Genomic DNA, 11,867 nt, shown 5'->3' on the forward strand with positions numbered 1-11,867 from the left:
GGTTCGAGGGAACCCCTCCACGCAGAACGGAGCTGTCATGCGCGTGATCCACAAGATTCTCGCGGCCACCGCCGTCACCGGCGCGACCGCGGTGACCCTGCTGGCCGGTGCGGCCCCCGCGTCCGCCGTCGCCAACGGGGTCGGCTACTACTCGGGTTACGGGTCGGGCTCCTCGTCCACGTTCGCCGTCTGGTCGGCGGAGAACGACGCCAAGTGGAAGGCCCAGTTGGGCGGCTTCAACCCCATCATCGACTGCCACACCATCTTCAGCACCAGCACGAAGATCAGCGACTACTACTACACCGCCAGCGTGCAGTTCTACTGCTACAACGCCAGCTGACGCCACCTCTCCCGAGCGCGGCGGGGTGCGCCGGCCGGTCGGCCGGCCCTCCGCCCCGGGTGGCCTTCCCGCGCCGCACGCCGGAGCGCGGCCCGGTGGCCTTGTCCATAAAGTTACCGACTAGTAACGTCGGGGCATGTTCATCGACTCGCGCCAGGTGGCGGCCGAGGTCCTCCGGGCCGTGCCGTTCGCCCGCACACTCGCGCTCGACATCGTCGAGGTCGCGCCCGAGGCCGAGGGCGGGGTAAGGGCGGTCGTCCGGCTGCCCGACTCGCCGGCCACCCACAACCACGTCGGCGGCCCACACGCCGGCGCCATGTTCACCCTCGGCGAGACCGCCTCCGGCGCGGTGGTGATGGCCGCGTTCGGGCAGGTGCTCGACCGTGCGGTGCCGCTCGCGGTCCGGGCCGACATCGCGTACCGGCGGGTGGCGATGGGCGAGGTGCGGGCCACCGCACGGCTCGGCCGTCCCCCGGCCGAGGTGCTCGCCGAGCTGGACGCCGGCCAGCGCCCCGAGTTCCCGGTGGCGGTGGAGATCGGCACCGGCGACGGCACCGTCACCGCCACCATGACCGTCCTGTGGACGCTGCGCCCCGACCGCTGACCCGCGTGGCGGGGGTTTGCCCGGGTGGGGCGGTGGATAGATTCGTAGCGTGCTGGGCCTACCTGCTCATGTGACCGCCTGCCTCTTCGACCTCGACGGCGTGCTGACCCAGACCGCCAAGGTGCACAACGCCGCCTGGAAACAGACCTTCGACGACCTGCTGCGCCGGCACGCCGAGGCCAGCGGCGAACCGTTCCGGCCGTTCGACCCCGGCCCGGACTACCACCGCTACGTCGACGGGAAACCGCGCGCCGACGGGGTGCGTTCCTTCCTCGCCTCCCGGGGCATCACCCTGCCCGAGGGAAGCCCCGACGACCCGCCCGGCGCGGAGACCGTCAACGGGGTCGGCAACCGCAAGAACGTCGTCCTGCTCGACCGGATCCACCACGACGGCGTCGAGGCGTACCCCGGGTCGGTGGCCTACCTGAAGGCGGCCGAGCGGGCCGGGCTGCGCCGCGCGGTCGTCTCGGCCAGCGCCAACTGCCGCGACGTGGTCGCCGCCGCCGGCCTGGAACCGCTGCTGGAGGTACGCGTCGACGGGCTGGTCGCCCGCGCCGAGGGGCTGCGCGGCAAACCGCACCCCGACACCTTTCTCGCCGCCGCCGAACTGCTCGGGGTGGCCCCCGCCGACGCCGCCGTGTTCGAGGACGCGCTGGCCGGGGTGGCCGCCGGCCGGGCCGGCGGCTTCGGCCACGTGATCGGCGTGGACCGGGCCGGCCAGGCCGACGAGCTGCGCGCCCACGGCGCCGACGTGGTGGTCACCGACCTCGCCGAGCTGCTGGGCGGGCCGGCCGCATGATCCGGGAACGCGCCTACCCGGTCGAGCCGTGGCACATCCGGGAGACCCGCCTCGACATGGACGTGCTGGCCCAGTCCGAGTCGGTGTTCGCGCTCTCCAACGGCCACATCGGGCTGCGCGGCAACCTCGACGAGGGCGAACCGCACGGCCTGCCCGGCACCTACCTCAACTCGTTCTACGAGCTGCGTCCGCTGCCGTACGCGGAGGCCGGGTTCGGGTTCCCCGAGTCGGGGCAGACCATCGTCAACGTCACCAACGGCAAGCTGATCCGGCTGCTCGTCGACGACGAACCGCTCGACCTGCGCTACGGCGAGCTGCTCAGCCACGAACGGGTCCTCGACCTGCGGGCCGGCACCCTGCACCGGGAGATGCACTGGCGCTCGCCCGCCGGCCGGGAGGTGAAGGTCCGCAGCACCCGGCTGGTCTCCTTCACCCAACGGTCGGTCGCCGCGATCCACTACGAGGTGGAGGCGGTCAGCGGCCCGCTGCGGCTGATCCTCCAGTCCGAGCTGGTCGCCAACGAGAACCTGCCGGCGCAGAGCCGCGACCCCCGGGTCGCCGCCGTGCTGGAGTCGCCGTTGCAGGCCGAGGAGGAGCTGACCACCGACGACGGCGGGCTGCTCATCCACCGCACCAAGGTCAGCGGGCTGCGGGTGGCCGCCGGCATGGGCCACGACGTGGACGCCCCGGGCCGGACCACCCTCGAATCCGAGGGGTACGAGGACTGGGTCCGGACCACCATCGGCTGCGTGCTCCAGCCCGGCGAGACGATACGGGTGGTCAAGTACCTCGCGTACGGCTGGTCCAGCCGACGCTCGCTGCCCGCGCTGCGTGACCAGGTCGGCGCGGCGCTCGCCGCCGCCCGGCTGACCGGCTGGGACGGGCTGCACCGGGAGCAGCGCGAATACCTCGACGGGTTCTGGGACGCCGCCGACGTCCGGGTCGAGGGGGACCCGGAGGTGCAGCAGGCCGTCCGGTTCGGACTGTTCCACGTGCTCCAGGCCGGGGCGCGGGCCGAACGCCGGCCGATCTCCGCCAAGGGGCTGACCGGTCCCGGCTACGACGGGCACGCGTTCTGGGACACCGAGATGTTCGTGCTGCCGGTGTTGACGTACACCCAGCCGGGCGCGGTCCGCGACGCCCTGTACTGGCGGCACGCCACCCTGGAGCAGGCCCGGGAGCGGGCCCGGATGTTGAACCTGGCCGGCGCGGCGTTCCCGTGGCGCACGATCGAGGGGCCGGAGTCGTCGGCGTACTGGCCGGCCGGCACCGCCGCCTTCCACATCGCCGCCGACATCGCCGACGCGTTGCGCCGCTACGTCCTGGTCACCGGCGACGAGCAGCTCGAACGGGACATCGGCCTGGAACTGCTGGTGGAGACGGCCCGGCTGTGGCGTTCGCTGGGCCACCACGACCGGTACGGCCGGTTCCACATCGACGGGGTGACCGGCCCCGACGAGTACACCGCCGTCAAGAACGACAACATCTACACCAACCTGATGGCGCAGCGGAACCTGCTCACCGCCGCCGACTGCGCGATGCGCCTGCGCGACGAGGCCCTCGACCTCGGGGTGTCCGAGGAGGAGGCGGCCGAGTGGCGGGACGCCGCCACCGCCATGCACATCCCGTACGACGAGGATCTCGACGTGCACGAGCAGGTGGAGGGATTCACCCGGCTCCAGGAGTGGGACTTCGCGCACACCCCGACCGAGAAGTACCCGCTGCTGCTGCACTACCCGTACTTCGACCTGTACCGCAAGCAGGTGGTCAAGCAGGCCGACCTGGTGCTGGCCATGCACTGGCGGGGGGACGCCTTCACCGAACCGCAGAAGCTGCGCAACTTCCTCTACTACGAGCGGCGTACCGTGCGGGACTCGTCCCTGTCGGCGTGCACCCAGGCGGTGCTCGCGGCCGAGGTGGGCCACCCCGAGCTGGCGCACAGCTACCTGCGGGAAGCCGCGCTGATGGACCTGCACGACCTCAACGAGAACACCCGCGACGGCGTGCACATGGCGTCGCTGGCGGGGGCCTGGATCGCGTTGGTGGCCGGGTTCGGCGGGCTGCGCGACCACGACGGCGAGCTGTCGTTCGCCCCCCGGCTGTCCAGCCGGTTGAGCCGGTTGGAGTTCTCGTTGCAGTGGCGGGGGATGCGGCTGCGGGTGGACGTCCGGCCGCACCAGACGACGTACTCGCTGCGTAACGGGGGTCCGGACACGGTGGTGGAGCTGCGGCACCACGGCGAGACCGTCCGGGTGACCTCCGCCGCCCCGGTGACCGTGCCGGTGCCGCAGCGCCACGGGAACGGCCCGGCACCGGAACAGCCGCCCGGCCGGGCCCCGCTGCTGCGCCTGCCCGAGTCCCCCGGCTGACCCCGCCGCAGGGTCGTCGTCGCGGCCGCGACGACGACCCTGCGCCCGTAACTGATCGGCGGGTCAGAACTGGGGGCCGTTGGAGGGACGGCCGCCGGCGTCGCGCGGGGCGACCGCCCGAGGGTCCTCGGGGGTACGCGCCTGCGCCGCCTCGTCCGCCCAGTCGGGCTCGTGCCCGGTGTCCGGTTCGGGGCGGTCCTGCTCGATGGTCCGGGTCTGCTGACGTGCCTTCCGCTTGGCCATGGCGAACCTCGTGATCCGTGCGGGGCGCGGCTGCGCCGGTGTCCCGCGCGTGTTCCCGCCGGAAACCCCCGCAAACCGGTGCCGGGCGGGGCCGGTCAGGTGTCGAGGTGGCGGGCGAAGGCGAGGCGCAGGTGGTTCTTCGGGCGGGCGCCGACGATCGAGCCGGCCACCTGCCCGCCGACGAACACCAGCATGGTGGGCAGCGACATCACCCCGTACGCCCGGGTGGTGGCGGGGTTCGCGTCGGTGTCCAGGGCGACCACCCGCAGCCGGTCGCCGAACTCCCCGGCCAGCTCGGCGAGGTGCCGGGAGGTGCCCACGCAGGGCGGGCACCAGTCCGCCCAGAAGTCGACCACCACCGGCCGGTCGGCGGCCAGCACCGTGTCGGCGAAGGTGGCGTCGGTGACCGCGGTCAACCGGTGCGCTGCCGTGTCCTGAGGCATGTTTCCTCCCGTTGTGCGATGGCCTGGGTGAGCTGGTCGTGCAGCCGGCGGCGGACCGTGCCGAGCCGGTCGAGGTAGGCGTCCACCTCGGCCAGCTTGCGGCGCAGCACCGCCACCGAGTCGGGGCAGACGTCCCCGGAGGCGTGACCGGCCCGCAGGCAGGCCACGAAGGGCCGGATGTCGTCGAGGCCGAAGCCGACCGCCAGCAGCGCCCGGATCTCGTGCACCACCCGCAGTTCGGCCTCGTCGTACACCCGGTAGCCGTTGGCCGAGCGGCGCGGCCGGACCAACCCGTGTGTCTCGTAGTACCGCAGCGTGCGGGTGCTCGTGCCGGCCCGCTGCGCCAGTTCGCCGATCAGCATCCCGACCTCCCCGGCGGCGTCTCCCGGCGTCACGCTAGACCTTGTCGCCGGTGTCAAGGCAACGGGTGAGAGCGGCCCCCGGGCGGGTAACCGCCACCGGCCGGCGAGCGGGAAGGGGCAACCACCATGGGGGTACGCGCCGAGGCGACGGTGTCGCTGGGGGAGGTCAGGCTGCCGGCGGACGTCGACGGGCCGGACGACGCGACGGGGGTGGTGCTCTTCGCCCACGGCAGCGGCAGCTCCCGACACAGCCCGCGCAACGTGGCGGTGGCCCGGGTGCTCCAGCGTCGCCGGTTGGTGACCGTGCTGGTGGACCTGCTCACCGCCGAGGAGGACGCGGTCGACGCCCGGACCGCGCAGTGGCGCTTCGACATCGACCTGCTGGCCGACCGGCTCACCGGCACCCTCGACTGGCTCGCCGCCGAGCCCACGCTGGGCCGGCTGCCGGTCGGCCTGTTCGGGGCGAGCACCGGGGCCGCCGCCGCCCTGGTGGCCGCCGCCGCCCGCCCGCAGCGGGTCGCCGCCGTGGTGTCCCGGGGCGGCCGGCCGGATCTGGCCGGCCCCGCCCTGTCCGGGGTACGCGCTCCGACGCTGCTGCTGGTGGGCGGCCTCGACGATCAGGTGATCACGATGAACGAGCAGGCCGCCGAGGTGCTCGCCGCCCCGCGCGAACTGCGCGTGGTGCCCGGTGCGGGTCACCTCTTCGAGGAGCCCGGCACGCTCGACCAGGTGGCCGACGCCGCCGCCGACTGGTTCACCCACCACCTCCCGGTCCCGGCCTGACCGTCCCGGCAGGGCGATGCGCACGGGGGGCGATCTTGCGGTATCCGAGCGCTCGGATACCGCAACATCGCCCCCCGTGCGACGATCTTGGCGGACGGACGGACGACGGGTCAGGCCGGGGTGGCGGGGCGTTCGTCGCGGCGGTGGTGGGGGCGGTCGGCCGGTGGTGCCGAGGCGACCTGCTCCCGGTGCCGCTGGACGGTGTCGACCACCCGGTAGGCGACCGCCGCGATCGGCACCGACACGAAGGCCCCGGCGATGCCGGCGATCAGCGTGCCCGCCGTGACCACCACCAGGATCACCGCCGGGTGCAACTGCACCTGCCGCTTCATGATCAACGGTTCCAGCAGGTTGCCCTCGACCTGCTGGACGGCGATCACCGCAGCCAGCACCAGCAGCGCCGTGGTCGGCCCGTTCGCGGCCAACGCCACCAGGACGGCGACCGCTCCGGCCACCGTCGCCCCGATGATCGGCACGAACCCGCCGAGGAAGGTGATCAGGGCCAGCGGCAGCGCCAACGGCACCCCGAGCAGCACCAGCGCCAGCCCGATCCCGATCGCGTCGATGGCCGCGATGATCATCGTGCCCCGGCTGTACGAGCCGAGGGTGCGCCAGCCGACCCGGCCCGCCTCGGCGGCCACCGTACGGTTCGGCCCGGTCATCCGGCGCAGCACCCAGTGCCACATCGACCGGCCGTCCTTGAGCAGGAAGAACAGCAGCACCAGGGCGAGCAGGGTGGAACCGAGCGCCTCGGCCGCCGTACGGGCCCCGCCGACCGGGTCGGGGGTGCTGCCGCCCAGCCCGTCGCGGACCTGCCCGATCAGCTTGTCGAGTTGGGTGTCACTGACGGGCAGGGTCTCGGTGACGAAGTCCCGGGAGCGTTGCAGCCCCTCGTCGAGCTGCTGGCTCAGCTCGCCGAACTGGGCGGCCGTCAGGTTCCACACCAGCACCCCCACGCCGACCAGCACCCCGAGCAGCAGCAGGACGCTCAGCAGCGCGGCGGGCGCGGCCGGTACCCGCAGCCGGCGCAGGGCCAACAGCACCGGGTCGAGCAGCGCGGTGAGGAAGAAGGTGACCGCCACCGCGATCGCCAGCGGCGCGAGCAGCACCGCCACCCGGCCCAGCAGGTAGCAGCCGAACACCACGACCACCAGGCAGGCGCTCCACACCACCGCCGTACGGACCAGCCAGGGCAGCGCCGCCCAGGCCTGCCGTGGGCTGGGGCGGGCGCCCGCAGCCGTCACCTCGGGCGTACGCCCGGCACCGTCCTCGGCCACGTCGGTTCCTCCTCGGTCTCGGCGGGGTCGATACCCGACCGGGTCGACCGTGACACCCGGTGGCTCAACGCCGTGCCGGCCACCGGGTTCCGTTCAGGACGGTCGTTGCCGGACGGTGCCGCCCGCAGGACGACGCCCCGGCCCGCCCGCTGCCGCCGCCCCGGGGCGCGCTGCGGCGTTTGCGGTCGGGCGGGCGGGGAACGCAGCAGGTCGAGGATGAGGAGGGACACGATGAGCGACTTCATGAACAAGGCCAAGGACTTCGCGGACAAGCACGACAAGCAGGTCGACCAGGGCCTGGACAAGGCCGGCGACTACGCCGACAAGCGGACCGGCGGCAGGTACGACGAGCAGATCGACAAGGGTGTCGACGCGGCGCAGGCGCGCACCGGTGAGGGCGACCAGGGTCGCTGAGCCGTTCCGACTGCCGGGTCACCCGAACGGGGTGGCCCGGCATCGTCGTGTCAAGGTCTGGTCACCTCTGGTAAGGATCGAGGACTCTCGCTACTATCCGCAGTCATGACATGACTCACCGTCGGGTCGTGTGGGTGGACCGGCCCGCGACTGCGCAGGCCGTCGACGAGAGGGAGCATCCCCGGTGACCGAGACGACGACGCACACCACGAGCGCCCGGCCGTATCCGTTCAGCGAGCCGTACCGGCTCGACATTGACCCCCTCTTCGCCGGGCTGCGCCGCGACGAGCCGCTGGTCCGGGTGCAACTCCCGTTCGGGGAGCCGGCCTGGCTCGCCACCCGGCACGCCGACGTGCGCACCGTGCTGGGTGATCCCCGGTTCAGTCGGGCCGCCGCCGTCGGCCGGGACGAGCCACGCAGCTTCCCCCACCAGTGGGACGTCGGCATCATCGGGATGGACCCGCCCGAGCACAGCCGGTTGCGCCGGTTGGTGGCCAAGGCGTTCACCGCCCGGCGGGTCGAGGAACTGCGCCCGCGTACCCGGGAACTGGCCGACGAACTGGTGACCGGGATGATCGCCGCCGGGTCGCCGGCCGACCTGGTCGCCCACGTCGCCACCCCGCTGCCGATCCGGGTCATCTGCGACCTGCTCGGGGTGCCGGTCGCCGACCAGGACCGGTTCCACACCTGGTCCGAGGCGATCGTGTCGACCACCTCGCTGCGGCCGGAGGTCGCGCGGAGCTACATCGACCAACTGCTGTCGTACATGGCGGGGCTGATCGCCCAGCGGCGGGTGACCCCCACCGACGACCTGATCGGGGCGATGGTCCGGGCCCGCGACGAGAACGCCGACCGGCTCACCGAGAACGAGGTGGTGCACCTGGCGGCGGGGCTGCTGGCTGCCGGCCACGAGACCACCGTGACCCAGATTCCCAACCTGGTCTACGTCCTGCTCACCGAACCGGACGTCTGGCAACGGCTGGTCGACGAGCCGTCGCTGGTGCCGTCCGCCGTGGAGGAACTGCTGCGTTTCATCCCGCTCGGTGCCAGCGCCGTGTTCGCCAGGTACGCCCTGGAGGACGTCGAGCTCGGCGGGGTGCTGGTCCGCGCCGGTGAGCCGGTGTTGGCCTCCATTCCCTCGGCCAACCGGGACGAGACCGTCTTCCCCGACGCCGACCGCCTCGACCTCGACCGGGAGACGAACCCGCACCTCGCCTTCGGGCACGGCCCGCACCACTGCATCGGGGCCCAACTGGCCCGGATGGAATTCCAGGTGGTCCTGGAGACGCTGCTGAACCGCACCCCGGGCCTGCGGCTGGCGGAGCCTCCGGCGGCCCTGACCTGGAAGAGGGGCCTGTTGGTCCGGGGCCTGACGGCGTTGCCCGTGAGCTGGTAGCGAAAGGATGGGGCAGATGGGGGAGAGCGGCTGGCGGGTGCACGTGGATCCGACCCGGTGCATCGGGGCGGGGATCTGCGCGAGCTACGCCCCGGCCCACTTCGTCCTGGTGGACGGGTTGTCCCGGCCGGTGACCGAACGGATCGAACCGGCGGACGCGGTGCTGGACGCCGCCGAGTCCTGCCCGATGGAGGCGATCGTGGTGTCCGACGCGGGGGACGGCAGCCGGGTCGCCCCGGAACCGTGACCGGACGCGGTGGTCACCTCCGGCGGGTTACCCGGAGGTGACCACCGTCGACGGTCAGTCCTGCCCGTCGTGCAGCTCGGCCCGGGTGGTCGGCCGTCCGCTCAGCGTGTCCCGGATCCGGTCGACCAACCCGGTGCCGGGGTTGAGTAGCCGGTTCGCCGGTGGGTGGTCCGGTGCGCCGGGATGGGGGCGGGTCGGCAGGTGCCCCTTCGCCGCCCGCACCCGGTCGGCCAGCTCCACCAGCTCCTCGTGGGCGACCGCCGCCCGCAGCCGGGGGAACAGCTCCGACTCCTCCTCCCGTACGTGGTGCCGGATGGTCTTCGCCAGGTGGCTGATCAACGGCTCGAAGCGGGCGTCGGACGGGTCCAGCGGCTCCAGTTCCTTCAGCGTCCGCTCGGCGGCGGCGTGTTCGGCGATCTCGTGTTCGGCGAGCTGGTCGCCGTCGGGCAGGGCCCGCCGGGCGGTCGGGTAGACGTACATCTCCTCGGCCACCGCGTGCCGGACCAGCTCGGCGATCAGCACGTCGGCCAGCCGGCGGCGGTGTTCGGCGGTGCCCTGCGGGTTCTCCAGCTCCACGAAGATCGCCTCGATCTCGTGGTGGTCGGCGGTCAGGACGTCCACCACGTCCTGAGCCGTGGTGGCCTGTAGGTCGCTCATCTCGGTGCCCCTTACCGGTTGCGGACGGATCGGCTCCTGGCGGGGCCTGTACCCACCGCCGGCCCCGCGAACCCACCACCGTCGATGAGCTGCCACCGGTCGACCCGCCCGCCGGTCGGCGGCGGTGAGCGATCCGTCCGGCGCGCGCCGGCCGGCCCGTCGCGCCGGTTCGTCCTATTCGGACGCGGGCGGCGGGAGGGAGCCGAGCAGGCGGGTCACCCCGATCTCGATGACCACCCGCTCCGGGTTCGGGCGCGGCGGGCGGTAGCGCTCGGCGTACCGGCGTTCGGCCTCGGCGACGGCGGCGGCGTCGGTCCGCAGCACCGCCCGGCCCTCGATGGTCAGCCACCAGCGGCCGTCGAGGTGACAGGCCGACACCGGGACCCCCGCCGCACCGGCGGCGGCGACGTACCGGGCCTTGGCCGAACCGGCGGACGTGATCACCCGGGCCAGCCCGGCCGCCGGATCGTAGGTCAACCCGACCGGTACGACGTGCGGCGTGCCGTCGGGCCGCAGGGTGGTCAGCGTGGCCAGGTGCCGCTCACGGCAGAACGTGAGGACCCGCTCGTCGTACGGGTCCAACCGATGCCTGCCGGCCATGTCCGTCCCCCGTCCCAGGACCGGCGTGGGCCCGGCCCGGCCCCGATCATGACACGATCTGGCGGGACTGGCCCGGACCGGGCGGGACACCCGTCCGGCCGGGTTGACCGGGCAGGCCGCGACCGGCGGCCCGGCGTCGGTGGGCCAAGCGGGTCAGGTAGATCAACACGCCGGCCAGCACGCCCATGTCGTCCAGGTAGATCGGGTCGGGCAGGAGGTCGACCGGGCAGATCGTGTAGATCAGCGCGCCGTAGAACGCCACGTTGCCGCTCACGCCGAGCGTGCCGAGCAGCCGTCGGGTGCGCACCACCCGTACCGCCAGCAGGACCGCGCCGACCAGTGTCGCCAGCGCCAGGATCGCACCGACCACGACGAGCGCCCACATCTCCCGGGACATGCCCGCAACGCTAGTCCAGCGCCGCCCGCCGCGCCGCCGCCCGGGGCGCGGCGCGCCGCCGGTGTGCGCGGCCCGGCGTCGGCGACGCCGTCGTCGTGGGGTGGGTCAGTGGGTCAGTAGGCGGCGACGGCGGCCCGGCCGCGCGCCACGACCGGGTTCTCCCGGGTGTTGTCCGTCGACGGGCGGGGTGCCTCCGGCATCGGCAGCACCGACTCGGCCCGCTCCGGGCGGCGCTCCCGCGCGGCGAACGCCTCGTCGCGCAGGCTGCGGGCCGCCGCGCCGGCCAGGTCGGCGGCCCGCCAGGCCGCCTGCTCCCGGGCGACCGCCGCCCGGTGCCGGGCCGCCAGGTGGTCCCGGGTCGCGCGGCGCAACACGAGTTCCTGCTCCACCGGGTGCCGGCGCGGGTCCCAGCCGGCCCGGTGGGCGAGGACGTCGGCGAGTTGATCGTCCGACAGTTCACCCCGCCGGTGCGCCTCCTCGGCGGCCCGGTGCAGCCAGCGTTCCCGGTCGGCGTACTCGGCGGGGGTCTGGCCGGTGTGCGGCAGGGGCATCACCGCGGCGGCGGCGAGCCGGCGCAGGTGCGCCTCGGCCGCCTCCAGGGCCGTCCAGGCGGACTCGACCTCGTCCTGTGTGGCGAGCCACTCGGCCCGCAGCCGGCTCGCGGTGGTGCCGGCCCGGTCGGCCGCCACGGCGACCTCCTCGGCGTACCGGGTGTGCTCCCGGTCCTGTTCGGTCCGTTCCGGGTCGTCGGGCAGGGCGGCGTCGCGGAACCGGCCGGCCACCGCCAGCCGGAGCCGGCCGGGCCGGACCACCAGGGCCGCGACGGCGACGGCGGCGAGGGCGAGCAGGATCAGCCAGATCGCGGCGGCGGCGGGGACATCGGGCAGGACGGCGGAGAAGACGGTCTGCATCACCAACACCTCACGGTGGACAACG

General features: G+C 73.7%; 17 protein-coding genes. 8 read left to right on the forward strand and 9 right to left on the reverse strand.

Annotated features, from left to right (window positions below; all coding sequences use genetic code 11):
• Positions 1-37: 37 nt before the first annotated feature.
• From B5D80_RS10070 to B5D80_RS10085, 4 genes are all read left to right on the forward strand, one after another.
• Positions 38-340, forward strand: coding sequence for a hypothetical protein (locus B5D80_RS10070; RefSeq protein WP_088643543.1), 303 nt, complete (start codon positions 38-40; stop codon positions 338-340).
• Between the two features lie 136 nt (positions 341-476).
• Positions 477-944: a DUF4442 domain-containing protein gene (locus B5D80_RS10075; protein WP_088643544.1), complete on the forward strand. Its 468-nt coding sequence runs from the start codon at positions 477-479 to the stop codon at positions 942-944.
• 49 nt (positions 945-993) lie between these two features.
• Positions 994-1,743 carry a beta-phosphoglucomutase family hydrolase gene (locus B5D80_RS10080; RefSeq protein WP_088643545.1) on the forward strand — a complete coding sequence of 250 codons (750 nt, stop codon included), beginning with the start codon at positions 994-996 and terminating at the stop codon, positions 1,741-1,743.
• Entirely contained in the window at positions 1,740-4,112 is a 2,373-nt protein-coding gene (locus B5D80_RS10085; RefSeq protein WP_088643546.1) for a glycoside hydrolase family 65 protein, read from the forward strand. The genes B5D80_RS10080 and B5D80_RS10085 overlap by 4 nt, the downstream gene beginning before the upstream one ends.
• A gap of 63 nt (positions 4,113-4,175) precedes the next feature.
• Here the strand turns inward: B5D80_RS10085 and B5D80_RS10090 are convergent, their stop codons facing one another.
• The 3 genes from B5D80_RS10090 to B5D80_RS10100 form a co-directional block, all read right to left on the reverse strand.
• The gene (locus B5D80_RS10090) at positions 4,176-4,355 is read right to left on the reverse strand and encodes a hypothetical protein (protein ID WP_088643547.1); all 180 of its coding nucleotides are present in this window, start codon (positions 4,353-4,355) and stop codon (positions 4,176-4,178) included.
• A gap of 95 nt (positions 4,356-4,450) precedes the next feature.
• A complete protein-coding gene (locus tag B5D80_RS10095; RefSeq protein ID WP_088643548.1) occupies positions 4,451-4,798 on the reverse strand; it encodes a thioredoxin family protein in 348 nt (115 codons plus the stop codon).
• The gene (locus B5D80_RS10100; protein WP_088643569.1) at positions 4,768-5,160 is read right to left on the reverse strand and encodes a MerR family transcriptional regulator; all 393 of its coding nucleotides are present in this window, start codon (positions 5,158-5,160) and stop codon (positions 4,768-4,770) included. Before B5D80_RS10100 ends, B5D80_RS10095 begins: the two co-directional genes overlap by 31 nt.
• Before the next feature lie 126 nt (positions 5,161-5,286).
• Between B5D80_RS10100 and B5D80_RS10105 the strand changes: the two genes are divergently transcribed.
• Positions 5,287-5,943 (forward strand): dienelactone hydrolase family protein, encoded by a 657-nt coding sequence (locus B5D80_RS10105; protein ID WP_088643549.1) that lies wholly within the window; start codon positions 5,287-5,289, stop codon positions 5,941-5,943.
• 110 nt (positions 5,944-6,053) lie between these two features.
• Here the strand turns inward: B5D80_RS10105 and B5D80_RS10110 are convergent, their stop codons facing one another.
• Both B5D80_RS10110 and B5D80_RS33325 read right to left on the reverse strand, forming a co-directional pair.
• Positions 6,054-7,220, reverse strand: a complete 1,167-nt coding sequence (locus B5D80_RS10110; protein ID WP_245854405.1) for an AI-2E family transporter — start codon at positions 7,218-7,220, stop codon at positions 6,054-6,056.
• Entirely contained in the window at positions 7,184-7,450 is a 267-nt protein-coding gene (locus B5D80_RS33325; RefSeq protein ID WP_088643550.1) for a hypothetical protein, read from the reverse strand. The genes B5D80_RS10110 and B5D80_RS33325 overlap by 37 nt, the downstream gene beginning before the upstream one ends.
• Before the next feature lies 1 nt (position 7,451).
• Here B5D80_RS33325 and B5D80_RS10120 point away from each other — a divergent pair, with 1 nt between their 5' ends.
• From B5D80_RS10120 to B5D80_RS10130, 3 genes are all read left to right on the forward strand, one after another.
• On the forward strand, positions 7,452-7,634 hold the full coding sequence (locus tag B5D80_RS10120) for an antitoxin (protein WP_088643551.1): 183 nt from the start codon (positions 7,452-7,454) through the stop codon (positions 7,632-7,634).
• 184 nt (positions 7,635-7,818) lie between these two features.
• Positions 7,819-9,030 carry a cytochrome P450 gene (locus B5D80_RS10125; protein ID WP_088643552.1) on the forward strand — a complete coding sequence of 404 codons (1,212 nt, stop codon included), beginning with the start codon at positions 7,819-7,821 and terminating at the stop codon, positions 9,028-9,030.
• 16 nt (positions 9,031-9,046) lie between these two features.
• Positions 9,047-9,277: a ferredoxin gene (locus B5D80_RS10130; RefSeq protein WP_088643553.1), complete on the forward strand. Its 231-nt coding sequence runs from the start codon at positions 9,047-9,049 to the stop codon at positions 9,275-9,277.
• Between the two features lie 54 nt (positions 9,278-9,331).
• Here B5D80_RS10130 and B5D80_RS10135 read toward each other — a convergent pair whose 3' ends face one another.
• The 4 genes from B5D80_RS10135 to B5D80_RS10150 form a co-directional block, all read right to left on the reverse strand.
• On the reverse strand, positions 9,332-9,934 hold the full coding sequence (locus B5D80_RS10135) for a hemerythrin domain-containing protein (RefSeq protein ID WP_088643554.1): 603 nt from the start codon (positions 9,932-9,934) through the stop codon (positions 9,332-9,334).
• 174 nt (positions 9,935-10,108) lie between these two features.
• Positions 10,109-10,534 (reverse strand): TIGR03618 family F420-dependent PPOX class oxidoreductase, encoded by a 426-nt coding sequence (locus B5D80_RS10140; RefSeq protein WP_088643555.1) that lies wholly within the window; start codon positions 10,532-10,534, stop codon positions 10,109-10,111.
• A 46-nt stretch (positions 10,535-10,580) separates the two neighbouring features.
• Entirely contained in the window at positions 10,581-10,931 is a 351-nt protein-coding gene (locus B5D80_RS10145; protein WP_088643556.1) for a YkvA family protein, read from the reverse strand.
• 113 nt (positions 10,932-11,044) lie between these two features.
• Positions 11,045-11,867, reverse strand: an 823-nt coding sequence (locus B5D80_RS10150) for a hypothetical protein (protein ID WP_245854407.1), incomplete at its 5' end; no start/stop codon positions are given.

The organism is Micromonospora wenchangensis (assembly GCF_002210435.1).
Lineage (GTDB): Bacteria > Actinomycetota > Actinomycetes > Mycobacteriales > Micromonosporaceae > Micromonospora > Micromonospora wenchangensis.